At 66.0% G+C, this 21880-nt stretch carries 25 protein-coding genes; 14 read left to right on the forward strand and 11 right to left on the reverse strand.

Going from position 1 to position 21880, the window contains the following annotated elements; genetic code table 11:
• Positions 1 to 17: 17 nt before the first annotated feature.
• From ACM42_RS32450 to ACM42_RS32475, 6 genes are all read right to left on the reverse strand, one after another.
• Positions 18 to 839 (reverse strand): DUF2076 domain-containing protein, encoded by an 822-nt coding sequence (locus ACM42_RS32450; RefSeq protein WP_271531918.1) that lies wholly within the window; start codon positions 837 to 839, stop codon positions 18 to 20.
• Between the two features lie 126 nt (positions 840 to 965).
• A complete protein-coding gene (locus tag ACM42_RS32455) occupies positions 966 to 1811 on the reverse strand; it encodes a ChbG/HpnK family deacetylase (RefSeq protein ID WP_271531920.1) in 846 nt (281 codons plus the stop codon).
• Entirely contained in the window at positions 1808 to 2854 is a 1047-nt protein-coding gene (locus ACM42_RS32460) for a glycosyltransferase family 2 protein (protein WP_271531922.1), read from the reverse strand. Before ACM42_RS32460 ends, ACM42_RS32455 begins: the two co-directional genes overlap by 4 nt.
• Before the next feature lie 84 nt (positions 2855 to 2938).
• Positions 2939 to 3916 (reverse strand): ATP phosphoribosyltransferase, encoded by a 978-nt coding sequence (gene hisG / locus ACM42_RS32465; RefSeq protein ID WP_271531924.1) that lies wholly within the window; start codon positions 3914 to 3916, stop codon positions 2939 to 2941.
• A gap of 3 nt (positions 3917 to 3919) precedes the next feature.
• Positions 3920 to 5071: an ATP phosphoribosyltransferase regulatory subunit gene (locus ACM42_RS32470; RefSeq protein WP_271531926.1), complete on the reverse strand. Its 1152-nt coding sequence runs from the start codon at positions 5069 to 5071 to the stop codon at positions 3920 to 3922.
• A 236-nt stretch (positions 5072 to 5307) separates the two neighbouring features.
• A complete protein-coding gene (locus tag ACM42_RS32475; RefSeq protein ID WP_271531927.1) occupies positions 5308 to 5631 on the reverse strand; it encodes a hypothetical protein in 324 nt (107 codons plus the stop codon).
• A 30-nt stretch (positions 5632 to 5661) separates the two neighbouring features.
• Here ACM42_RS32475 and ACM42_RS32480 point away from each other — a divergent pair, with 30 nt between their 5' ends.
• Entirely contained in the window at positions 5662 to 6300 is a 639-nt protein-coding gene (locus ACM42_RS32480) for a hypothetical protein (protein WP_271531929.1), read from the forward strand.
• A 172-nt stretch (positions 6301 to 6472) separates the two neighbouring features.
• Entirely contained in the window at positions 6473 to 7321 is an 849-nt protein-coding gene (locus ACM42_RS32485) for a helix-turn-helix domain-containing protein (RefSeq protein WP_271531930.1), read from the forward strand.
• A 95-nt stretch (positions 7322 to 7416) separates the two neighbouring features.
• Here ACM42_RS32485 and ACM42_RS32490 read toward each other — a convergent pair whose 3' ends face one another.
• Positions 7417 to 8172 (reverse strand): 16S rRNA (uracil(1498)-N(3))-methyltransferase, encoded by a 756-nt coding sequence (locus ACM42_RS32490; RefSeq protein WP_271531932.1) that lies wholly within the window; start codon positions 8170 to 8172, stop codon positions 7417 to 7419.
• 209 nt (positions 8173 to 8381) lie between these two features.
• Here ACM42_RS32490 and ACM42_RS32495 point away from each other — a divergent pair, with 209 nt between their 5' ends.
• Together ACM42_RS32495 and ubiA are read left to right on the forward strand one after the other, a co-directional pair.
• A complete protein-coding gene (locus ACM42_RS32495; RefSeq protein ID WP_028179570.1) occupies positions 8382 to 9044 on the forward strand; it encodes a hypothetical protein in 663 nt (220 codons plus the stop codon).
• Entirely contained in the window at positions 9041 to 9973 is a 933-nt protein-coding gene (gene ubiA / locus ACM42_RS32500; RefSeq protein WP_271531935.1) for a 4-hydroxybenzoate octaprenyltransferase, read from the forward strand. The genes ACM42_RS32495 and ubiA overlap by 4 nt, the downstream gene beginning before the upstream one ends.
• Positions 9974 to 10085: 112 nt before the next feature.
• Here ubiA and ACM42_RS32505 read toward each other — a convergent pair whose 3' ends face one another.
• Positions 10086 to 10604, reverse strand: a complete 519-nt coding sequence (locus ACM42_RS32505) for a DUF6101 family protein (protein ID WP_271531937.1) — start codon at positions 10602 to 10604, stop codon at positions 10086 to 10088.
• 264 nt (positions 10605 to 10868) lie between these two features.
• Here ACM42_RS32505 and ACM42_RS32510 point away from each other — a divergent pair, with 264 nt between their 5' ends.
• The 7 genes from ACM42_RS32510 (at position 10869) to ACM42_RS32540 (ending at position 17178) form a co-directional block, all read left to right on the forward strand.
• Positions 10869 to 12260, forward strand: a complete 1392-nt coding sequence (locus ACM42_RS32510; RefSeq protein WP_271531938.1) for a TldD/PmbA family protein — start codon at positions 10869 to 10871, stop codon at positions 12258 to 12260.
• A gap of 183 nt (positions 12261 to 12443) precedes the next feature.
• Positions 12444 to 13250 (forward strand): 3'(2'),5'-bisphosphate nucleotidase CysQ, encoded by an 807-nt coding sequence (locus tag ACM42_RS32515; protein WP_271531940.1) that lies wholly within the window; start codon positions 12444 to 12446, stop codon positions 13248 to 13250.
• A 60-nt stretch (positions 13251 to 13310) separates the two neighbouring features.
• The gene (locus ACM42_RS32520; RefSeq protein WP_271531942.1) at positions 13311 to 13553 is read left to right on the forward strand and encodes a DUF4170 domain-containing protein; all 243 of its coding nucleotides are present in this window, start codon (positions 13311 to 13313) and stop codon (positions 13551 to 13553) included.
• Entirely contained in the window at positions 13550 to 14269 is a 720-nt protein-coding gene (locus tag ACM42_RS32525; protein WP_271531944.1) for a lysophospholipid acyltransferase family protein, read from the forward strand. Before ACM42_RS32520 ends, ACM42_RS32525 begins: the two co-directional genes overlap by 4 nt.
• The gene (locus ACM42_RS32530; RefSeq protein WP_271531946.1) at positions 14262 to 15578 is read left to right on the forward strand and encodes a 3-deoxy-D-manno-octulosonic acid transferase; all 1317 of its coding nucleotides are present in this window, start codon (positions 14262 to 14264) and stop codon (positions 15576 to 15578) included. Before ACM42_RS32525 ends, ACM42_RS32530 begins: the two co-directional genes overlap by 8 nt.
• A complete protein-coding gene (lpxK, locus tag ACM42_RS32535) occupies positions 15571 to 16587 on the forward strand; it encodes a tetraacyldisaccharide 4'-kinase (RefSeq protein ID WP_271531948.1) in 1017 nt (338 codons plus the stop codon). The genes ACM42_RS32530 and lpxK overlap by 8 nt, the downstream gene beginning before the upstream one ends.
• Positions 16588 to 16842: 255 nt before the next feature.
• Positions 16843 to 17178, forward strand: coding sequence for a GYD domain-containing protein (locus ACM42_RS32540; RefSeq protein WP_028181254.1), 336 nt, complete (start codon positions 16843 to 16845; stop codon positions 17176 to 17178).
• A gap of 253 nt (positions 17179 to 17431) precedes the next feature.
• Here the strand turns inward: ACM42_RS32540 and ACM42_RS32545 are convergent, their stop codons facing one another.
• Positions 17432 to 17617 carry a hypothetical protein gene (locus ACM42_RS32545; RefSeq protein ID WP_271531950.1) on the reverse strand — a complete coding sequence of 62 codons (186 nt, stop codon included), beginning with the start codon at positions 17615 to 17617 and terminating at the stop codon, positions 17432 to 17434.
• A 424-nt stretch (positions 17618 to 18041) separates the two neighbouring features.
• Between ACM42_RS32545 and ACM42_RS32550 the strand changes: the two genes are divergently transcribed.
• Entirely contained in the window at positions 18042 to 18434 is a 393-nt protein-coding gene (locus ACM42_RS32550) for a hypothetical protein (protein WP_442868961.1), read from the forward strand.
• 16 nt (positions 18435 to 18450) lie between these two features.
• On the opposite strand, the gene ACM42_RS32555 is transcribed toward ACM42_RS32550, so the two are convergent.
• Positions 18451 to 18678 (reverse strand): DUF2093 domain-containing protein, encoded by a 228-nt coding sequence (locus tag ACM42_RS32555; RefSeq protein ID WP_028181257.1) that lies wholly within the window; start codon positions 18676 to 18678, stop codon positions 18451 to 18453.
• A gap of 195 nt (positions 18679 to 18873) precedes the next feature.
• Between ACM42_RS32555 and ACM42_RS32560 the strand changes: the two genes are divergently transcribed.
• Both ACM42_RS32560 and ACM42_RS32565 read left to right on the forward strand, forming a co-directional pair.
• Complete coding sequence (locus tag ACM42_RS32560; RefSeq protein WP_271531953.1) at positions 18874 to 19698, forward strand: dienelactone hydrolase family protein; 825 nt, start codon at positions 18874 to 18876, stop codon at positions 19696 to 19698.
• A 253-nt stretch (positions 19699 to 19951) separates the two neighbouring features.
• Complete coding sequence (locus ACM42_RS32565; RefSeq protein WP_271531955.1) at positions 19952 to 20101, forward strand: hypothetical protein; 150 nt, start codon at positions 19952 to 19954, stop codon at positions 20099 to 20101.
• 154 nt (positions 20102 to 20255) lie between these two features.
• Here ACM42_RS32565 and xseA read toward each other — a convergent pair whose 3' ends face one another.
• Positions 20256 to 21878: an exodeoxyribonuclease VII large subunit gene (xseA, locus tag ACM42_RS32570; protein WP_271532278.1), complete on the reverse strand. Its 1623-nt coding sequence runs from the start codon at positions 21876 to 21878 to the stop codon at positions 20256 to 20258.
• Positions 21879 to 21880 lie beyond the last annotated feature (2 nt).

Consider the following 21880-nt stretch of genomic DNA (forward strand, 5'->3'; position numbering starts at 1 on the left):
TGCCTTGTAGATCGGCGTCACGCGTAGTCGCTGCCGCCGTCGTCGTCGCCGCCGAAATCGCTGTCGTCGGCCATGTCCATGTTGTCGTCGCGATTGTCGTCGTAGTTCTGGTCGTTGTTGTCCCGATCGTTCGAGGCCTGGTCGGAGAAGCCCTGGCGGGAATCCCGGTTCGAGCCGATGTCGTTGACGCCGGCGTCGCGCGCGAGCGATCCGCCCGACTGGTCGCCGCCGCCCCAGGGGCTGCGGTCGCCCGCGGTATTGGTGTCGCCGAAGGCCTGCTGATGCGATCCACCCATCATGCCGCGGATGCTGGAGAGCAGCAGCGAGCCGCCGACGACGCCGGCCGCGGCCGCCGCCGCCGTGCCGAGGAACGAGCCGCCGCCACCGCCCACGGGCGGGGCACCATAACCTTGTCCCGGCCCTTGCACCGGTCCTTGGCCGTAAGCCTGTCCATAAGGCGGCTGGCCGTAGCCCGGCTGCGTCTGCTGCATCGCCTGGCCGGTGTTCCAGACCGGTCGCTGCTCACGCGGCGGCACGTTCGGAACCGAGCCGCGCGCGGGGCTCCCCCCGAACAGCGTGTCGCGCATGGTGTCGAGGAAGCCGCCGGACTGGGCGGGCTCGGGCGCTTGGCCGGCCTCCAGCTCCTGGATGCGGTTATGAGCGCGCTTCAGCGCTTCGTCCTGCAACAGCGTGGTCTGCACCAGCGCATAGACGGCGCCGGGCGCCTTGCGCAAACCGTCGGAGATCGCGGCAATCGCATCGGGATCGCGCGGTGCATTTTCCAGCTTTGAAAGCCGGTCGAAAAGGTCGTCGACGAGCTGGCGTTCCTGCGGCGTCATGATCTGTCTCCTTCGCGCAAAATCAAGCGCGCAGGAGATGTAGGGTTCCATTGTGGCCCCAACAGTGCCGGCCGGATTAAATTTCCGTATGCGACAAGCTGCCTCCCGGCCCGCTTGCCGCCGGGTTCATCCCAGTGTCACGTTGCTCTCCGTCAGCTGGCGCGCGAAGGCGTCGCTGGCGAGATAAGCGTGCTCGCGCTCGCGGACATCGGTCATCGGGTCGAGGCCGGCGAGGACGTCATCGACGAAGCCGGGATGGCACATCACGAGGCCGCCGTCGGGAAGGCCTTCCAGGAACTGCCGCATCAGCGCGCCGAAATCGGCCTCGCGCGTAAAATCATAGGCGCCGGCGAAGCCGGGGTTGAAGCTGAGGCCGGCGCTGCCGGCGCGGCGGCGGAATTGCGCGCTGAGACTGTCGAGCACCATGGCTTTTGGTGAGGCCAGCCGTTGCCTGAGCGGCAGATCGCGGCCGCCCTGGCGCACCCAGGCGCCCGGCGCAGTCTCGACCACCGCATCGACAAAGCCGTCGCGGACCTGCGGGTAGAGCTGCACATGCTGGTGGCCGTCGACGAAGTCGGGGGCGCGTCCGAACGCTTCCATGAAGGCTGCCAGCTGCGCCCTGACTTCGTTGCGGAAGAATTCCCGGTCGAGCCGCCGCAAAACGCCCGCGCGCAGCAGCTTCGGAAACGGCATGAACATGTCGCCGTCGAGCGGTCGGAAATGCATGGTGAGCGGCCGGAACGGCGCCGACAGCGTCACGTGCAATCCGATCGTGCAGCGCGAGTTCGTCTTTGCTGCGGACTGAAGCGCCTCGATCTCGCTGCGCGCGATCGCCGGACCCACCATCATCACCGAGGTGGCGTTGAGGCGGCCGCGTTCGATCAGGTCGCGAATGGCGCGGTTGACGGCCGGGCTGATGCCGTAATCGTCGGCGCAGAGCCAGATTCGCCGCGGGCTCGCGGCCGCGCTCATTCGGCGGCCGTCCTGTTCGGTGCGTCGTCAGCCTTGCCCGCCTCGAAGTGCTTCTCGCTGTGCTCGGCGACGAAGTAGATCGGGCGCGCCTTCAGCTCGGAAAGGATCTTGCCGATATATTCACCGACGATGCCGATCATGATGAGCTGCACGCCGCCGATCGTCATCAGGCCGATCACGAGCGAGGGATAGCCGGGCACCTGCTTGCCGGTCGTCAACACCTCCCAGAGGATCGACAGGCCGAACAGGAAGGCACCTCCGGCGAGGATGACGCCGAGCAGGCTGGCGAAGCGCAGCGGTGCCACCGAAAACGAGGTCAGGCCCTCGATCGAGAGGCCGAGCAGGCTTGCGGCGTTGAAGGTGGTGACGCCATGGACGCGCGCCGCAGGCTCGTAGTCGACGCGGATCTGGCGAAAGCCGATCCAGCTGGCGAGGCCTTTGAAGAAGCGGTTGCGTTCCGGCAACTGCCTGAGTGCGGCGACCGCGCGCGGCGAGAGCAGGCGGAAGTCGCCGGCGTCCTCGGGAATCTTCTGGCGTGCGCCCCAATTGATCAGCGCGTAGAAGCCGTGCACCGCGACCCGGCGCAAGAAGGGCTCGTTGTCGCGATGCGCCTTGGCGGTGTAGACGACGTCATAGCCGTCATCGATCCAGTGCCGCACCAGCTGCTCGATCAGCGCCGGCGGATGCTGGCCGTCCCCGTCCATGAACATGACGGCGCCAAGCCGGGCATGGTCGAGGCCCGCCATCAGCGCGGCCTCCTTGCCGAAATTGCGCGACAGCGACACGACCTGGACGTCGATGGCGTCGGCCGGCAGCGACCGCGCGATCGACAGCGTCGCATCCTTGCTGCCGTCGTCGACGTAGACGACCTCGCAAGTGAGCCGATAGCGCTGCCGCAGCGTCTTTGCGAGATCGCAGATGCGCTGATGCAGGGCAGCGAGCCCCGCCGCCTCGTTGTAGACGGGAACGACTATCGACAGCCCCTTCGCGGCGGCGCTCGCTGCGGTGGTCGTCATGCCGGAAACGTCAGAGCCCAGCGTCATCGATCAAGGTTCCAGAGGCGTTTAGATATTCAACAGCATATGGTAGCTGCCGCTTGCTGTCGCTATGCTGAACGAACCCGAGGCTCATTGCCCGAGGAACGCCTCGAGCCTGGCGAACAGCGGGTTCTCCCGATCGAACACGTAGTCCAGCGAGACAACCGAGACGGTCTCGGCGCCATGCTCGCGCAGGAAGCTCGCCAGCGCATAAAGCTGAGCCGGCGGGCAGTGCAGCGTCAGCATGCCTGACGAAGTCGGACCGCCGAACGGCGCCTCGACTCCGTATCGGCTATGGGCCTCGCCGAGCAGGGCGGCGTCGCATTGCCGGAAGCGGGTGCGGACTTCGCGGTACTTGTTGGCCCGCGCCCGCGCTGCGATGTGATCGAGGATGACACGCGCCGTTTCTCGCGCCTGCGGCGACCAGTCGGCGCCTTTGGATGCCACCAGATTGGCCTGGCTGCGCAGGATTATACCGTCGTCGAGCACCCGCAAGCCGTTGGCGGCGAGCGTCGCGCCTGTGGTGGTGATGTCGACGATCAGCTCGGCGCTGCCGGCCGCCGGCGCGCCTTCGGTTGCGCCTGCGCTTTCGACGATGCGGTAATCGGTGATGCCGTGAGCCTGGAAGAAGCCGCGGGTGAGGTTGACGAACTTGGTCGCGACCCGCATCCGCATGTGATGCTGCTCGCGGAAGCCGGTGGTGACATCGTCGAGGTCTGCCATGGCGCGGACGTCGATCCAGGCCTGCGGCACCGCGACGACGACGTCGGCATAGCCGAAGCCAAGTCCTTCGATCAGCGACACGCGCTTGTCGGCATCGGCGATGGTCTCGCGCACCAGGTCCTCGCCGGTGACGCCGAGATGCGCAAAGCCGCGGGCGAGTTGCGAGGCGATCTCGCTCGCCGAGAGATAGGCGACCTCGACATTGTCGAGACCCGCGATCGTGCCGCGGTAGTCGCGGGCGCCGCCGGCCTTCGACAGCTTGAGACCGGCGCGGGCGAAGAAGGCCTCGGTATTCTCCTGAAGGCGGCCCTTGGAGGGAACGGCCAGAACGAATGGCGCGCTCATGACTTAAGCTCCCACCTTGCGGCCGATCTTCGTCAGCGCATCCACCCAGACCGAGAAGCCGACCGCGGGGATCGGCGCGTTCGAGCCGAGCTGGGTCATCAGCCCGTCATAACGGCCGCCCGCGACCAGCGGCTCGGCGCCGTTGCCCCTGTGATGAAGCTCGAATTCGAAGCCGGTGTAATAGTCGAGCCCGCGCCCGAACGCCGTCGAGAAGCGGGTCTGCTTCACGTCGATGCCGCGCGCCGCCATGAAGCCGACGCGGCTCTCGAACTGATCGATCGCCGGGGCGAGATCGAGCTTCGCATCGGTCGTGAGTGCGCGCAGCTCGGCGATGGCGTCGTCGGGATTGCCCGATATCGACAGGAAGCGCTTGAGCACGGTGATCGCCGCGCGCGGCAGCGCGCCGCCCTTCAGCGTCGATTGCTCGAGGAAGCGATCGGCGATCTCGGCCGTGGTGCGCCCGCCGACATTGGTGGTGCCGGCGATCGACATCAGATCGGTGACGAAGGCGAGTGCCGCCTTGCGATCGGAGCCGGCGAGGGCGGCCAGCACGCCCTCGTATTCGCTGCGCGTCGCGGTGCTGGCGGCTGCCAGTCGCTCCAGATCCTGCTCCAGGCTGATCTTGCGGTTGAAATCCTTGACCAGGCGGCGGCGCCAGACCGGATAGAGGTTGAGTGCGTCCAGCAGGGCGTTGAACAGCGCGACGTCGCCGGTGCGGATCTCGACATCGCGAACGCCGAAGGCGGCGGTCGCCTCCAGCGCCAGGGCCAACATCTCGGCATCGGCCGCGGCGCGGTCCTGGCGGCCGAACGATTCGATGCCGGCTTGCAGGAATTCGCTGGCCTGGCCGCTACGGTAGCGGAACACCGGTCCGAGATAGCTGAACCCGGCCGGCTGGCCGGCGCGGGTCGAGGCGAGATAGTCGCGCGCGACGGGAATCGTCAGGTCCGGGCGCAAGCAGAGCTCCTCGCCCGAGAGATCCGTGGTGAGGTACAGGCTCTTGCGGATGTCCTCGCCGGAGAGGTCCAGGAACGGCTCGGCCGGCTGCAGGATGGCGGGCTCGGCCCGGACGTAACCGGCCTGCGCGAACGACAAGAGCAGCGTATCCGCCCAGGCGGCGGAGCCGGCAGCATTTGAGGTGGCAGTCGCGGTCATCTCAGGGTCCATCATCCCGGTGGAACCGGGCAGGGCAAGGAAGGAATGGGAGTTGGCGCAGCCCTTAGCATGGCCCGAAAGCGGTTTCGACCTCCAAAGGATCAATCGCTTAACGAGTTTGGAGCGACGCCGGCACCGTCGGCAGGGTGTAGAAAGTGGCATCGATCAGGTAATTTGATACCGAATTCCGATGGATCACGTTTCGTCGCGGGACGCGCCGGGCGAGGGGTTCGGCTTCATTCGGTTGGGCCAGGGGCTGGAGCTGGTTCCACGAATGATGCCTCGGTCACGGCAAAGGTCGACCCTGCCGTCGCGGCCTCCGCTGCTTCCGCGAGTTGTTCCGCCAGGTCGAGGACCCTTCCCCTTCTGCCGGGGTCCGCGAGGCGGAGAAACGCCTTGATGAGTCGCAGCGACTCGCATGATCGCGCCTCGGGCACGAGGTCGTCATTCATTGCCATGTCTTCCATCGCGATCGCCACCCCGGCGGCGCCGGCATCGTCGAACCTGTTGGACGCGCGCTCGCGCAATGAAGTCTTGGCGGCCAGGGGTCCGGCAGGCACGTCGAAGGTCTCGTCGACAACGATGCCCAGATGCAGCAGCAGGCCGGCGTCACAATGAGAAACTACGGACGGCTGGCAAGTCGTCGCATACTCATTTTGGGTATGGCCGATGATCCGTTCGCCGTAACCATCGTTTACAAGATGAATGTTGGTTTTCGATTCATGCGCAATGCTTCAGACATTATCCGGACGGTCTCGCGGCACACGCTAGCCTATATGCTGTTCTCGATGAGCGAGTTGTTCCGGCACTACGACGAATTCGATCCGCTGGACCTTCTGATCATTCATGCGGTCCTGAACGCCAATGTCATCCACGTGATGAACGATCCGGCGTTGGACGAGAAATTCTCCAGCATTCATGCCGTCGAGCCGGATGTGATCAAGCAGGGGGTCTCTCGTGCCGCACTCTCCCGCTTCCTCAGCCTGCCACTGGAGACGGTTCGCCGTCGCGTGACAGGACTGAAGAGGCGAAAGATTCTCGCCGAGACGAAGGCCGGACTCATCGTGACCGAGCAGAACGCATTCAGGTTTGGAAACAACCACGAACTGCAGAAGACGAACATGCTGTTGCTCACGAAGCTGCTTCGCGATCTCAGGCGCGCCGGCATCAGCGGGCCGGATGATCTGCGCGCCTCCAAGGGCGCGACGTCCGCAAAGAAGGCAAAGTAAGCGACACGATATGGATCAAGGCCATCTCGATACTGCGCGCGACGGAGCGCGAGAGCTGGCGACGGACCGCTTGATGTCCTTCCAGGAGCTCAAGCCATCGTCGGCCCTCGAGCTCAGGGCGTATGACATCGACCATTTCGGCGAGACCGAGAGATATGCCGGCGCATCCAGCATGCCGTTGTCCGTCGGGGCGACGGCGATCATGCGGGCTCGGCTCAGCCTGCCGACCCTGACCCTCTCTCTGGTGAAGACTTTCCCGCGGATCGTTCGCGGCTATCAATTGACGAATGCCGCCGCCGTCGTGGTGCCGATGGATCACGTGACCTCGGCCCGCATCAACGGGCAATCAATGGGCCGTTCCATCGTCGTTCTGACGGGCAGCTCCGATTGCCTGGTCTATGAGCCGGAGGGCCGGCTGATGGCCGTCGTGTATCTCAGTCCGCCGCAGCGCGAACCCTGGGCGCAACTGGGTGACGGCTATCGCCTGGTGAACCCGCCATCGGACGTTCTTGCCTCGCTGCGACGCCTGATCTCCGTCACGCTGGAAATCGCGGCACATGACCCGGACTTCCTGAACGAGCCAATGTCGCTGACCGCCGTCGAGCAGTCCCTGCTCGGCACGATGGACGCTGCGCTGCGCACCAGCGCGAGCGGCGGACCCGCGTCGTCCGCCACGGATGGCTATCGGCGGATCGTCGCGGACATGGAAAGACTGATCCGGCAAGATCTGACGGTCTGGCCCAAGACGCCCGAACTGGCGGCGCAGGTGGGCGTGTCCGTTCGGACTCTCCAGAGCGCGACACAGGCCATTTGCGGCATGAGCCCGCATCGCTATAGCCGGGTCCTGCGGCTCTGGTCGGTGCGCAAGCAGCTGCGCATCGGTCCCGGGCGGCGCAGTGTGAAGGCCTGCGCAATTGCGCACGGCTTCTGGCATCTGAGCGAGTTCGCGGCGAGTTACAGGGCGGCCTTCGGAGAGCTGCCGTCTGAGACCCTGCACCGCGCGATGCGGGAAGCGATCTAAAGCGCGATGCGATCGGGATGAATCGTGATCGCGCTTCAGGTTATCGTTTGAGCATGATCTTGTCGGAAAACCGCTGTGCACTTTTCCGGATCATGCTAGCCGCGTCCACCGCCCCAGTCGCCCAGCACAGCCTGCACCAGCGCCAATGCCGCCACCGCGGCCGTGTCGGCCCGCATGATCCGGGGACCGAGGGCCAGCCGCAAGATGTTCGGCTGCCTTAGCAGCAGCGCCCGTTCCTCCTCGGCGAAGCCGCCTTCGGGGCCGATCAGCACGTCAATACCTCGGCCGGCCTCACGGGTGCTTTGCAGGCTCTGAACGGGGTCCTGGACCTCCGCCGCCTCATCGCAGAAGATCAGCAGGCGGCCCGCGGCGCGCTGGCTCAAGAAGCGCTCCAGCGGCACCGGCTCGGCCACGGTGGCGATGCTGAGGATGCCGCATTGCTCGGCCGCCTCGACCACATTGGCGCGCATCCGTTCGGTATTGACCCGGGAGGCCTGGGTGAACCGTGTCAGGACGGGTTGCAGGGCGGCGGCGCCCATCTCGATCGCCTTCTGCACCATGTAATCCAGCCGGGCATGCTTGAGCGGGGCGAAGACGTAAGTGAGGTCGGGTAGCCGGTCCTGGGGCCGGGTCTGCTGAAGGATCACGAGGCCATCCGGCCGCTTGCGGCCTTCGATGGCCGCCTGCCACTCGCCGTCGCGGCCGTTGAAGGCCAGGACTTCGGCCCCGGCGGCAAGCCGCAGCACGTTGCCGAGGTAATTGCTCTGGTCGCGGTCGAGCGGCACCCTGGCGTCCTGGACGAGGGCGGCATCGACGAACAGGCGGGGAGCGCTAAAATCGTGGGAGGGCATCGTCAGAGGTCCGATTCGCCGCCGTTCTTAACCGAAACCAGTAGTTTTGGGGGTAAATATCGCCGAATTGGTGCGTCCCAGCGCCGCGCTCTTGCCCTATTCCACGGGTTGTTAAGGGCCGGCAGGAATCGTAGAAAAGCGAACACGCTGGTCGCGCTTCAATTGAGAAGACGCCGCCCCCGTAAGCTCCTGCCGGAGAGACTGCCTTCATGATCCGTCGTCTGATGGTTCCGATCACTGCCGCCATGGTCGCCATGGGTGCCGCGGGCGCCCATGCGCAAAGCGCCTTCCCGGCGCCGCTGCCCGGCCAGGCTGCTACCAGTTCCCCCTTTCCGCCCGTGAACGGCGCGGCGCCCGTCGCCTCCGTCGGCACGACGCCGCAATCGTCGTTTCCGGTGAACGGTGCCGCCCCGGTCGGCGGTGCCGGCGCCTTCAGCGCGGCTCCGCCGACGCAAGCCGGTCCCGGCGAGGACTGCATGAAGGCGTTCATGCCCCTGCGCGAAGAAGCCGAGAAGCGCGGCAAGCTGATCAAGGCGGCGAGCGACCGTCACGCGCCGCCGGACGAGGCCTGCAAGCTGATTCGCAATTTCAGCCAGTCTGAGACCAAGATGATCAAGTACATCGAGGCCCACGCCGCCAAATGCGGAATCCCGCCGCAGGTGGGCGCTCAGATGAAGGACGGTCACAAGAACACAGAGGCCATGGCGGCGAAGGTCTGCAACGTCGCGCAGCAGATGCAGCAGCAACAGGCGCGTCCGGCCGGCCCGTCGCTGAGCGAGGTGCTGGGGTCGGGCTCGGCGCCCGAGGCCAATGCCGGCAAGAAGGGCGGCAGCACCTTCGATACGCTCAACGGCAACGTCCTGACCCGATGAGCGAGACATCCGCCCGCGTTGCCGATTCCACCGGCAACTGGGTCGATACGCTCGCGCCGCATTGGGCGCGGCCTTACCTGCGCCTGTCCCGCTTCGACCGTCCGATCGGCTCCTGGCTTCTCCTGATGCCATGCTGGTGGTCGGCGGCGCTCGCCGCCGGCATGGCGCATGACGTCCGCGGCCTGCCGCTCACCATCGCGTTGTTCTTCATCGGCGCCTTCGTGATGCGCGGGGCGGGCTGCACGTGGAATGACATCACCGACCGCGATCTCGACGACAAGGTCGAGCGCACGCGTTCGCGGCCGTTGCCGTCGGGGCAGGTGACCACGAAACAGGCGCTGGCCTTCATGGTCGCACAGGCGCTGATCGGCCTGCTGGTGCTGCTGCAGTTCAACCGCTTCGCGATTGCGACCGGCATCGCCTCGCTTTTGATCGTCGCGATCTATCCCTTCATGAAGCGCATCACCTGGTGGCCGCAGATCGTGCTCGGGCTTGCCTTCTCATGGGGCGCCTTGATGGGATTTGCCGTCACGTTCGGACACATCGACGTCACCGCGCTCGTGCTCTATGCCGGCGCGATCTCCTGGGTGATCGGCTATGACACGATCTATGCGCATCAGGACGCCGAGGACGACGCGCTGATCGGCATCAAGTCGACCGCGCGCCTGTTCGGCGCGCACACGCACCAGGCGCTGATCCTGTTCTACGGGCTCGCGGTGATGTTGATCGGCATCGCGCTGGCGTCCGGCGATGTGCGCTGGCCGGCCTGGCTCGGGCTCGTGGCCTTCGCCGTGCATCTGGTGTGGCAGATCGTGCGCTTGAGGATTGACGATCCCGAGCTGTGCCTGCGCCTGTTCAAGTCGAACCGTGACGCGGGCTTGCTGCTGTTCGCGGGATTGCTGGCCGACGCGGTGATGCGGGCGGCGTAGCTCTCGTAGGTGGGCAAAGGCGCTCTTGCGCCGTGCCCACCATCTCTCAATGATTGATAAAAAAGGTGGGCACGCTTCGCTTTGCCCACCCTACGGCACCTGTGGTTGCCGCTTAATTCCTCGCGATAATCTCACGTTCGCCGTGATGAACGGGCAATTCCCGCGCCATGCCGGTGCGCCGGCGCATCAGGAATTTCGGGCGGCGCGCGCGGATCGCGTTGGCGCGGCGACGGCGCGGCGCGGGCTTGCGGGCGCCTTCGTCGAGCTGCGGTAGCGCGAAGAGCTCGCTCCAGACCGCCCAGGCTTGCGCTATCTCGTCGGCATCGGCGCCGACCAGCAGCGGAATGGACAGCGAGGGATCGCGATGCACGAGGACGAGCGTCTGCGCGTCGTCATTGCCGCGCAAAGCGACGCCGGTGAAGTCGGCAACGCGCACGTTGATCGCCATTTGCATGCCGCGGACGGCACGGCGCAGCACGACACGCTCGCGATGAAGCTCGATCTGCCTGACATGTCCGTCGGCGCGCGGGTCATGCGCATCGAAGCGGACCGGAAGGGAAAGGGGGTCGAGCCGCAAGGAGCGGCTCGACCCGGCGGGAGTGACCCCGCATGTTGCTGTTTGACGCCTCACGGCTTTAGTTCTCCCCGCCGGGATTATGTTCCCGGTCGATGCGAGGACCTTAGCGCGGGCCTTTCCGAAACCGCTTAAAAAGCCTGGTTAACCCACCGTCACTGCTGCTCATGATTGACAAGACCTTGGCGCGCATGATTGACGAGACGTTGCGCCGAAGTTGCGAATCTGAGCTTTTGGCGGGCTGAAAATGCTTGAAGTCCGCGCTACCAGGGCACATCTGTGGGTTCCGGTCCCGAACCCCGCCCCAACAGGATTTCGTTCGTGAACTCTTCACCAAGCCCGACGCTTTCGACCACAGCCAATCGCGACCTGTTCGATCAGTCCGCGCTCTCCGATCTCGCGCAGCGGCTGGTCGAGGCGGCCAGGCGCGCCGGCGCGGATGCGGCCGATGCGGTCGCGGTGCGCGGCGTCTCGCAGGGCGTCGAGGTCCGCGACGGCCGTGTCGAGGAATCCGAGCGGTCCGAGGGCGACGATGTCGGCCTGCGCGTGCTGGTTGGCCAGCGCCAGGCGGTGGTCTCGACCAACGACGTCAGCGGCGATGCCGTGACCAAGCTCGCCGAGCGCGCGGTCGCGATGGCGCGCGTGGCGCCCGACGACAAATATGTCGGCCTCGCCGATCCCGCGCTGCTCGCGCGCGAATTCCCCGATCTCGACCTGCTCGATCCCAACTTGCCGGCGACCGCCGAGCTCGAGCGCCGCGCGCTCGCGGCCGAAGCTGCGGCGCTCGGCGTGAAGGGTGTGACCAAATCCGGCGGCGCCTCGGCTTCCGCCGGTATCGGCGGCATGGTGCTCGTCACCTCGACCGGCTTCCACGGCTCTTACCTCCGCTCCAGCCAGGGCATTTCCGCCACCGCCATATCAGGCGAAGGCACCAGCATGGAGCGCGATTACGACTTCACCTCGGCGCCGCACGGCGCCGATCTGTTGTCGCCGGAAGCCGTCGGCCGTTCCGCCGGCGAGCGCACCGTGGCGCGCTACAATCCGCGCAAGGTCGAGACCTGTAAGGTGCCGATCGTGTTCGATCCGCGCGTTGCCGGCTCCCTGGTCGGCCACCTCGTCGGCGCCATCAACGGCGCTTCGATCGCGCGCAAGACCAGCTTCTTGAAGGACAAGCTCGGCCAGCAGCTCTTCGCGAAGAACATCCGCATCATCGACGATCCGCTGCGCCGGCGCGGCCTGCGCTCGCAGACCTTCGACGCCGAAGGCGTCGCGGTGAAGAGGACCGCGCTGGTCGACGAAGGCGTGCTGACGACCTGGCTGCTCGACTGCGCGACCGCGCGCGAGCTCGGCCTCACCACGACCGGCCATGCCCATCGCGGCGTTTCCTCCTCTCCCTCGCCGGGGCCCTACAATCTGCATCTCGAGGCCGGCGCGCCGACGCCGGCCGAGTTGATCTCCGATATCAAGCAAGGGTTCTATGTCACCGATTTGATCGGCTCCGGCGTCAACGGCGTCACCGGCGATTACAGCCGCGGCGCCTCCGGTTTCTGGATCGAGAACGGCGAGATCACCTATCCCGTCAGCGAGGTGACGATCGCCGGCCATCTGTTCGAGATTTTCAAGTCGATGCAGCCCGCGAACAATCTCGAGTTCCGCTACGGCATCAATGCGCCGACGGTGCGCATCGAGGGTTTGACGCTTGGCGGACGCTGATCGAGCAGAGGCGAGTTGGCTCACCTCTCCCGTAGGGAGAGGTCGGATCGCATCGCAAGATGCGATCCGGGTGAGGGGTTACTCTCTCTCGTGGGACCTGCGCCCCCTCACCCGATTTGCTGCGCAAATCGACCTCTCCCCGATGGGGAGAGGTGGTCCTCGCATGCAGCTCGATTGACTCGGATGACTCCTGTTCTCGACAACACCATCCTGACCCGCGACGCGGCGCTGCTGAAGGACACGGTGCGGGAAGCGGGCGCACTCGCGCAGTCGATGTTTCGCACCGAGCTGAGGAAGTGGACCAAGGGCGCGTCCTCCCCGGTGTCGGAGGCCGACATCGCGGTCAACGATCTCCTCGAAGCGCGCCTGCGCGCGGCGACACCCGACTATGGCTGGCTTTCGGAGGAGAGCGCCGACGATGCGGCACGGCTGTCGCGGCGGCTGACATGGATCGTCGATCCCATCGACGGCACGCGCAATTATCTGGGCGGTCATGACGAATGGTGCGTCAGTGTGGCGCTGGTGGAAGACGCCTCGCCCGTACTTGCCGCGGTGTTTGCACCAGCGAGCGACGAGTTCTTCTTCGCGGTGCGCGGCCAGGGCACGACGCTCAACGACAAGCCGGTGCGGGCGACGTCCGGATCCGAGCTCGACTTCGCCCGCGTCGCCGGCCCGAAGCCGCTGGTCGAGCGCTTGAAGCCGTCACTCGGCGAAATCAAGCTGCATCGGCGAATCGGCTCGCTGGCGCTGCGGCTGTGCCGGGTCGCCCATGGCGCGCTGGATGCGGCTTTTGCGGGGGGCAACAGCCATGACTGGGACCTTGCGGCGGCCGATTTGATCGTGCAGGAAGCGGATGGTAGGATGAGCAACCTCTCCGGAGAACCCATCCTCTACAACCGCCGGGAAGTGGCGCACGGGGTGCTGGTGGCAGCGGGACGCGATCGTCATGCGGGCATTGTCGCGCATTTTCGCAACCGTCCCTTAGCCTGAAGCGCTTCGTCGTGCTTGTCGGACACTGCTTTGCCGGGCAGCCCGTTAGGAATAGAACTCATGCCAGATAGTGCCCCGCAACAACTGCTCCACCTCGTCATCGGCGGCGAACTCGTCGATCTCGAAGGCAACACCTTCAAGAATCTCGACGACGTCGAGATCGTCGGCCTCTATCCGAACTATGCGGCCGCCTATGCCGCTTGGCGCGCCAAGGCGCAGAGCACGGTCGACAACGCACAGATGCGCTATTTCATCGTCCATCTCCACCGGCTGCTCGACCCGAATCAAGAACCGGCACGTTGAAAAGACTGCTTCGCAATACGCTGCGAAGCAGCTGGCTTCAGCGTGCCGTCGGGGTCCTGGCGGCCGAATATCTGCGTCTGGTCTGGCGGACCAACAGGTTCACGTTCGATCCCCCGGACGTCTATGAACGCGTCGAGCCGCAGCTCCCTGCGATCTTCGCGTTCTGGCACGGCCAGCATTTCCTGACGCCCTTCATCAAGAATCAGGACAAGGCCTCCTATCGGGCCAAGGTCCTGATCTCCCGCCATCGCGACGGCGAGTTCAATGCGATCGCGGCCGAACGGCTCGGCATCGGCACCATCCGCGGCTCCGGCGACCATGGCGGGGCGTTCCATCGCAAGGGAGGTGTGGGCGCCTTCAAGGAAATGGTGCGGACGCTCCAGGCCGGTTGTAATGTCGCATTGACCGCCGATGTCCCCAAGCGCTCGCGCGTGGCGGGGCTCGGCATTATCATGCTGGCACGGGAATCGGGGCGGCCGATCATGCCTTTCGCGATGGCGACGAGCCGCTTCGTCCGGCTCGAGAACTGGGACCGCACCACCATCAATTTGCCGTTCGGGCGCGGCGCATTGGTCGGCATCAAGGAAATCCACGTTCCTCCGGATGCCGACGCTGCCATGATGGAAGCATTGCGGCAGGAGCTGGAAGACACGTTGAACGAAGCGACCCGCCGCGCCTACGCCCAACTCGGCCGTCCGGGACCGGAAGATGCCTAAGTCGCTGCCCATTGCGCTGCCGATCACGCTGCGGATGTATCGGCGCCTGGCCTCCGGCCTGGTGCCGCTTGCGCCTGCACTGATCAAGCGGCGGCTGAAGCAGGGCAAGGAGGATCCCGCGCGCGTCGGCGAGCGGCGGGGGCTGTCCCGGGACGTGCGGCCGCATGGCCCGCTGGTCTGGATCCACGGCGCCAGCGTCGGCGAGGTGCTGGCCGCGGCGGCGCTGATCGGGCGCCTGCGCGATCTCAATCTGCGCATCCTGCTCACCTCGGGCACCGTCACCTCGGCGGCGGTGGCGGCAAAGCGCTTTCCGCCTGACGTCATTCATCAGTACGTACCGTATGACTCTCCGCGCTATGTCGCGCGCTTCCTCGATCACTGGAAGCCGTCGCTGGCGCTGTTCATCGAATCCGACCTGTGGCCGAACCTGATCCTCGCCGGGGCGGCGCGCCGGATGCCGATGGTGCTGATCAACGGACGGATGTCGCCGCGTTCCTTCCCGCGCTGGCGGCGCATGCACGGCACCATCTCTGCGCTGCTGTCGCGGTTCGACATTTGTCTTGCGCAGTCGAAGACTGATGCCGAGCGCTTTTCCGCGCTCGGCGGCCGCGACGTCGTCACCACGGGCAATCTGAAGCTGGACGTGCCGGCGCCGCCGGCCGATCCCGCAAAGCTCGAACGGCTGATGGCGATGACGCGCGGGCGTCCGATCGTCGTCGCGGCCTCGACCCATCCGGGCGAGGACGAGATGCTGATCGCGGCGCATCGCAGCCTCGTTGGTTTCTTCCCGCAGCTTCTCACCGTGATCGTGCCGCGGCATCCGGATCGCGGCTCCGCGATCGCAGGCCTGGTCACGGCGTCCGGCCTGAAGCCGAGCTTACGCTCGCGCGAGGAGCTGCCGACGGCCACGACCGACGTCTATATTGCCGACACCATGGGCGAGCTCGGCCTGTTCTACCGTCTCTCGCCGATCGTGTTCATGGGCGGATCGCTGATCCACCATGGCGGCCAGAATCCGATCGAGGCGATCAAGCTTGGCGCGGCGATCGTCCACGGTCCGCACGTCTTCAACTTCGCCGACGTCTATGAAGCGCTCGACGGCAGCGGCGGGGCGCGCCAGGCCGATACGCAGGAGGCACTGGTCAAGCAGCTCGGCCTGCTCCTGGCCGAGCCGATGGTGCGCGACAAGATGCAACGCGCAGGTTCAGGCGTGGTCGAGCAGCTTGGCGGTGCGCTCGATCGCACCATGACCGCGCTCGAGCCGTATCTGCTGCAGTTGCGGATCGAGATGGGGGCCGCGAATGCGTGAGCCGGCCTTCTGGTACCGGCCACATTCCCCGCTATCGCATGTCCTCTTTCCGCTGGGTGCGCTCTACGGCGCCGTCACCGCATGGCGCATGCAGCGCGACGGCGTGGACGCCGGCATTCCCGTGATCTGCGTCGGCAACTACCATGTCGGCGGCGCCGGCAAGACGCCGACCGTGCTGGCGCTGACGAAGCTGCTTCGCGAGCTCGGCGAGACGCCGGTCGTGCTCAGCCGCGGCTATGGCGGGCACCTGAAGGGTCCGGTGATGGTCGACGGCGCCCGTCATACCGCGGCCGACGTCGGCGACGAGCCCCTGATGATGGCGCGCGACGTCCCGGTCGCAGTCGCGCGCGACCGCCTCGACGGCGTCGCGCTGGCGAAATCGCAGGGCGCCACCGTGATCGTGATGGATGACGGTTTCCAGAACCCGCGCCTTCTGAAGGACGTGTCGCTGATCGTGATCGACAGCGAGCGCGGCCTCGGCAACGGCCAGGTGTTTCCCGCGGGCCCCCTGCGCGCGCCGTTGCAGGCGCAGCTCGCGCGCACCGACGCGCTGGTGCTGATCGGCGATGGCCGTGCCGCCAACGATGTCGCGGCCGAGCTTGCCAAGCGCGACAAGCCGGAGCTGCGGGCACGCCTGAAGCCGGTTGCGGCCTCGCTCGCGCAGCTGTCCGGAAAGCGGGTCTTCGCGTTCGCCGGCATCGGCGACCCCGAGCGCTTCTTTCGCACCCTGCACGCCAGCGGCATCGCGGTCGCGCGCACGCGCGCCTTCGCCGACCACCACTTGTTTTCGCAGGACGAGATCGCAGCGCTCGCAGCGGACGCGCGGCGCGAGCAGCTCACGCTGGTGACGACAGAGAAAGACCTTGCACGCCTGCGTGGCCGCGCGGACGTGCCCGAGGGCATCGTGCCATTCGCAGTTCAGCTCGAGTTCGACGAGCCGGCAAAGCTGCGGCAATTGATCAGCGATCATCTCTACAGGGCGCGCGAGCGGCGGTTCAGCGCGCGTTGATCTCGTGCACTAGGCAAGCGTCTCTGCCATAGCTCATACAGCGACGTGTCGCGGGTGACGAATTCTCTTCCGCGCTCTTGGCAGTTGATGTAGCCTTTCATGAGAGCCGTCACCAGGACGTGCCGAACTCCCGGCAATCATAGACGGCGTTTATGCCCACGGCGGGCGCGATCTTATTATTTCAGATGTGACGGCCGCAACGACCAGTTCGGAGCGGCAGGGAGACTCATTGCCAAAAGCAGAGGAGAACATGCCATGCATTTTTGCCTCACCGGCCAATACACACCACGCGCTCTCAACGCCATCTTGGAAAACCCGGCAACCAATCGCCAGGAGGCCGCCAGGAAGCTCATTGAAGCGGCCGGTGGAAAGCTGATTTCAATGTACAGCGTTGCGGCCGACGGCCCTGGCGTCCTGGTGATCTTCGATGTGCCTGATCCCAGTGCGGCTCCGGCGATTTCCGGCCTGACCGTCACGGCGGGCACCCTGCAGGACGTGAAACTGGTCAGGTTGTTCACGCAGGACGAAATCAAGCAGGTCCGTCAGAACGCGGCGAAGCTGCGTTCTTCGTATACCCCGCCTGGAAGCTGATATCCGGATCTGACGCGCAGCCGCCGCAGCCGAAACGACGCGGCGGCTGTGCTCATGTCGAAGCCAGAACCATGTCTGCAACGAGGGGCCTGCTCACCACGCCCCGACGGCCATCAATGCGACGATGGTCGCGCACGACATGCAGGCCACGATGACAGTGTAGCATTCGGGTGTATTCATTGCTGACTCCCAAACTATTCGCCAGTTGCCTGGTCACTGCCATACGGGAGAGATCGCCGGTCTTGCGGCCGCTTTAGTTCGGCATGCCCTGACCGGTCTTGCGGCGTGCGTCCGTTCGCTCATCGTCGTCCTGCTTCGCAGGATGATGATCGGCTTCGCGAGCTTCCGAGCGTTCAGCTGCGATCAGAAGCTGCTTGCGCATCTCGGCGAGACGGGCGCGGCAATATTCACGATAGAGCAGGTCTAGTATGGTGGGCATGATCACCCCCATCGTTTGACTTTCAATTTACAGAAATTCCACCGCGAATTTTCGAGATGATCATAGCCCGTCAGATGGCTCTTCGGTATGAGCCCGTTCACAGACTGTGCCAATTCCGAAGCTCGATGGCTGTTTGGTTGATCTGATCGTCTGCGCGCAAAATGGAACAGGGCTGGTTACCTAACATGCACTTTAGCAGCGATCTGTTTCGCCAAGATTTCATCAAACAACTTTAGGGCGCCGAACGGCAACGAAGAATCCAACCACAGCGTGAAATGACTCGCCGCGGAGTGCACGCAACTGTTCGATGCAACTCGGAGCGGCACGGAGATCACGGCTGCGAGACCGCCAGATCAGGCACGCGAACATCGTCGGGACGCGAAGCACTAATGCCTGTGCTTCGTCATAAGCTGCACCGGGCGCGTTGCTGCGTCTTCTCGGTCTTGCAGGTCATTCAGGCGGCATTCATCGCAACACTTCTATCGGTTCGGACCATCGGGAGAATGCGATGAAATTGCCGTCCGCGACTGTCGCCGCCAGCCTTGTGTGTCTGATCATTGCGCCTGTGTTTGCTGCGCAAACGATGCCGTCCGCTGCTCCCAGCGCGGTGCCGGTTCCCGCCACCAAGCGGGTCACGTGCCTGGCTACGACGCAAAACCTGAAGGGACAGGACAGGCGCGACCAGCTGCAGCTCTGCATGGCGCAGGCGCGGGTCGATTGTCTGAAGCAGGCGATCGATCAGAAAATCGTCGGAGAGGCCCGGAAGGATTTCGTCAAGACCTGCGCAGGCTCGTCGGATGGCACGGCGCAGCAATAGCCGCGCGCCGCGGGCCTTACGGTTGCGGCTTGAGCGCGCCGGGGAAATGCCGCTGCAGCACCGCGACGGGTGTGGCGTAGGCCTCCTGCAGATCCACGCTCCAGTACTTCAACTCGTCGAGCGGGATCCGCGTGTCGGTGATCGCGCAGCGCACGAAGGTCCCCGGCGAGATCACGCGGAAATCGCCGTCGAGATACTGCACCTGCGCTTCGCCATGGCCCGAGGGGCCGAACTTGTTCAGCACGGTCGAAAGTCTCCGTGGAAGGCCCCTCCCGGGAAAGACCCTGGAGGGCACGATGTGTTGGCTTGGATGTAGCATAGATAGGGTGGCTTGTCCGCCCGTCAAACCCACCGGTTTGTGATGTTTTACCGCCGTTTCTGCGTGATAAGGCTTCGAGCGAAGGATCGCTGGTTCCGGCATCTTCTCCGGCAGAGTCCGATGCGTCTTCGGCTGACCGCCCTGTTTCTGGCGCTACTGGTATCGACCGCGCATGCCGCACCGGCGCCGCAGGCGGTCGACATTCCGCTCGCGTCCGGGGTCCTCCATGCGCAGCTCTACAAGCCGGAGGGAGCAGGCCCGTTTCCGACCGTGATCGCGCTGCATGGCTGCGGCGGCCTCGGTGGCCATTCCGATCCCGTGCTGCCGCGCTATCGGGATTGGGCCGAGCGCCTGCTCAAGGCGGGCAATGCGGTGCTGCTGCCGGACAGCTATGGCTCGCGCGAGCTCGGGCCGCAATGCCGCGTCAGGGAGATGCATGTCAAGGCACGGCGCGAACGCGTCGCCGATATCGCGGCCTCTCGCGCCTGGCTGATGAAGCAGGCCTGGGTGGCGCACGACCGCGTCAGCCTGATCGGCTGGGCCAACGGCGCGAGCGCGCTGCTCTGGGCCGTGCGCCCGCAGAGCGCAGCGCGCGATCCCAGTCCGGATTTCCGCGCCGCGATCGCGTTCTATCCGGATTGCCGGATCTCGGCGGGTTTGGGGTGGAGCACGCGGGTACCGACGCTTGTGCTGATCGGCGCGGATGATGACGTATCGTCGCCACCGGCCTGCCGCCAGATGGTGGACGGCGCGCGCGGCCGCAGCGCGCTCGCCCGCATCGTAGTCTATCCCGGCGCCGATCACGATTTCGACCGCGCCAACATGCCGCTGCACGCAGCTGCCGGCAGCAGCGACGCCGGCGCGCCCGAGCGCGGCCATTTCGGCATGGACGCCGAGGCGCGTGCGGAATCGCAGAAGGACGTCGCGCGCTGGCTGGCGCGGTGAGCTGAAGCTCCAGTAGCCCGGATGAGCGAAGCGACATCCGGGAAAACTGTTCCCGCATATCGCTGCGCTCATGCGGGCTACGGGGCCCACCAAAGCGGGGCCGTCCGGGGAACAACGTCAGGCGGACAGCCCCGCATCGACCACCGCCCTGCACGGAGTATGGCCGACCGTGAATCTACGGACCCATGCCGCGCCGGTTTCGGCGGTGAACCGTGCCATCATTCGACCACGATGGCGGTTAAACCGATCTCACATGCGCAACCGCATCACGCTCTTCGCCTCCGCCCTGATCGTCTTCACCGTCGCGATCTTCCTGTTCGAAGCCCGCGCCGGCGCACCCATGCTGGCGCCGGAACATTGCGGCTTCTGGACCACGATGGACGCGGGATTGTCCTGCCGGTAGGCGAGCTGCATCCACACACCCGCTGTCATCGCCCGGCTTGACCGGGCGATCCAGTACGCCGAGGCGGCTGTGATTTACCGACGAGCCGCGGCGTACTGGATTCCCCGCGTTCGCGGGGAATGACAGCGAGGGTGGGACACTCGCTCCTCGCGCCTCAGAACAAGCTGCCCTGATCCACCGGCTTGGCCACGCGCTTCGGCGCCGGCTTTGTCTCCTGCGCGACCGGCTTCGGCTGTGACGGCGCGCGCTTTGCGGCGGGGGCCGCGCGATCCGCATCCGCTGTCGCGCCGACGCGGCCATCGGCGAATTCGATCTCGACGCGAGCGCCGGGACCGATCGCGTCCGCTGCATGCACGGGATGGCCGGCCTCATCACGCACCAAGGCGAAGCCGCGCGCGAGCACGCTGCGGTAGGACAGCGCGGAAAGCAGCTTGCCGCTGTTCTCGACCCTTGTGTCGAGCCGGTGCAGCAGCGTCGCAAGCGCGCGCCCCGCGCGTTCGGCCAGACGATGGGTGCGCTCACGCTGGCGGGCAATCGCGTTGCGCTGCGCCTGCGCATTCGAAAGCCTCGAGGCGCGCAGGCGCACTTCAAGTCCGGCGAAGCGATCGCGCCGTTGCCGCAGCAGCGAGCGCGCGGAGAGGCCAAGCCGCTCGCCGCACACGGTGAGGCGGTGATCGGCCTGCGAGATCTGGCCGTGCAGCACCCGCAGCGTCAGTTTTGAACTGGCGGCGGTAAACCGGCGGAAATGCGCATGCGTGTTGGCCTTGAGGCAGCGGGGCAGGGCGCTACCTGCCGAATCCAGCCGCTGCCGCGGGATCGCGAGGAGATCGCCGGCCGCCGGCAGCGCGCGTGCGGCGGCGCGCAGCTCGCTGCGGCGGCTCTCCTGGGCACGCTGCCAATAGGCGCGGGTGCGGCGGCCGAGATCGGCGACCTCGACGAACAATTCGCTGCGCACCGGCACCGCCATCTCGGCCGCCGCGGTCGGCGTCGGCGCGCGCTTGTCGGCGACGAAGTCGATCAGCGTGATGTCTGTCTCGTGCCCCACCGCCGAGATCAGCGGGATCATGCTTTCGGCCGCGGCGCGGACCACGATCTCCTCGTTGAACGACCAGAGGTCCTCCAGCGAGCCGCCGCCGCGCGCGACGATCAGCACGTCGGGCCGCGGAATCTTGCCGCCCTCGGGCAGCGCATTGAAGCCGCGGATCGCGGCTGCGACCTGCTCGGCCGAGCCGTCGCCCTGCACCTTGACCGGCCACACCAGCACGCGGCGGGGGAAGCGGTCCTCCAGCCGATGCAGGATGTCGCGGATCACCGCGCCGGTCGGCGAGGTCACCACGCCGATCACTTCCGGCAGCCACGGCAGCAGCTGCTTGCGCGCCTCGTCGAACAGGCCTTCGGCGGCGAGCTTCTTCTTGCGCTCCTCCATCAGCGCCATCAGCGCGCCGATGCCGGCCGGCTCCAGCGCCTCGATCACGATCTGGTATTTCGAGGAGCCCGGATAGGTCGTCAGCTTGCCGGTGGCGATGACCTCGAGCCCCTCCTGCGGCTTGAAGCGCATCCGGCCGTGCACGCCCTTCCAGATCACCGCCTCGATCTTCGCGCTCTCGTCCTTGAGCGCGAAATAGCAATGGCCGGAGGAGTGGGCGCCGCGAAAGCCCGAGATCTCGCCCCGGACCCGGACATGGCCAAAGGCATCCTCCACCGTCCGCTTCAGGGACTGCGAGAGCTCGGAGACGGTGAATTCGGGGGCGTTGAGCAGTGGTTCCGCGGGCGGCATCG

Origin of the sequence: Bradyrhizobium sp. CCBAU 25338 (assembly GCF_028128965.1) — a bacterium.
Lineage (GTDB): Bacteria > Pseudomonadota > Alphaproteobacteria > Rhizobiales > Xanthobacteraceae > Bradyrhizobium > Bradyrhizobium liaoningense.

What these genes read in the sequence shown, in the direction of transcription:
- ACM42_RS32450 (WP_271531918.1), bottom strand. Translation starts at nt 839, where the DNA reads ATGACGCCGCAGGAACGCCAGCTCGTCGACGACCTTTTCGACCGGCTT.
- ACM42_RS32455 (WP_271531920.1), bottom strand. Translation starts at nt 1,811, where the DNA reads ATGAGCGCGGCCGCGAGCCCGCGGCGAATCTGGCTCTGCGCCGACGAT.
- ACM42_RS32460 (WP_271531922.1), bottom strand. Translation starts at nt 2,854, where the DNA reads ATGACGCTGGGCTCTGACGTTTCCGGCATGACGACCACCGCAGCGAGC.
- hisG (WP_271531924.1), bottom strand. Translation starts at nt 3,916, where the DNA reads ATGAGCGCGCCATTCGTTCTGGCCGTTCCCTCCAAGGGCCGCCTTCAG.
- ACM42_RS32470 (WP_271531926.1), bottom strand. Translation starts at nt 5,071, where the DNA reads ATGACCGCGACTGCCACCTCAAATGCTGCCGGCTCCGCCGCCTGGGCG.
- ACM42_RS32480 (WP_271531929.1), top strand. Translation starts at nt 5,662, where the DNA reads ATGCAGCAGCAGGCCGGCGTCACAATGAGAAACTACGGACGGCTGGCA.
- ACM42_RS32485 (WP_271531930.1), top strand. Translation starts at nt 6,473, where the DNA reads ATGCCGTTGTCCGTCGGGGCGACGGCGATCATGCGGGCTCGGCTCAGC.
- ACM42_RS32490 (WP_271531932.1), bottom strand. Translation starts at nt 8,172, where the DNA reads ATGCCCTCCCACGATTTTAGCGCTCCCCGCCTGTTCGTCGATGCCGCC.
- ACM42_RS32495 (WP_028179570.1), top strand. Translation starts at nt 8,382, where the DNA reads ATGATCCGTCGTCTGATGGTTCCGATCACTGCCGCCATGGTCGCCATG.
- ubiA (WP_271531935.1), top strand. Translation starts at nt 9,041, where the DNA reads ATGAGCGAGACATCCGCCCGCGTTGCCGATTCCACCGGCAACTGGGTC.
- ACM42_RS32515 (WP_271531940.1), top strand. Translation starts at nt 12,444, where the DNA reads ATGACTCCTGTTCTCGACAACACCATCCTGACCCGCGACGCGGCGCTG.
- ACM42_RS32520 (WP_271531942.1), top strand. Translation starts at nt 13,311, where the DNA reads ATGCCAGATAGTGCCCCGCAACAACTGCTCCACCTCGTCATCGGCGGC.
- ACM42_RS32530 (WP_271531946.1), top strand. Translation starts at nt 14,262, where the DNA reads ATGCCTAAGTCGCTGCCCATTGCGCTGCCGATCACGCTGCGGATGTAT.
- lpxK (WP_271531948.1), top strand. Translation starts at nt 15,571, where the DNA reads ATGCGTGAGCCGGCCTTCTGGTACCGGCCACATTCCCCGCTATCGCAT.
- ACM42_RS32540 (WP_028181254.1), top strand. Translation starts at nt 16,843, where the DNA reads ATGCATTTTTGCCTCACCGGCCAATACACACCACGCGCTCTCAACGCC.
- ACM42_RS32545 (WP_271531950.1), bottom strand. Translation starts at nt 17,617, where the DNA reads ATGCCCACCATACTAGACCTGCTCTATCGTGAATATTGCCGCGCCCGT.
- ACM42_RS32560 (WP_271531953.1), top strand. Translation starts at nt 18,874, where the DNA reads ATGCGTCTTCGGCTGACCGCCCTGTTTCTGGCGCTACTGGTATCGACC.
- ACM42_RS32565 (WP_271531955.1), top strand. Translation starts at nt 19,952, where the DNA reads ATGCGCAACCGCATCACGCTCTTCGCCTCCGCCCTGATCGTCTTCACC.
- xseA (WP_271532278.1), bottom strand. Translation starts at nt 21,878, where the DNA reads ATGCCGCCCGCGGAACCACTGCTCAACGCCCCCGAATTCACCGTCTCC.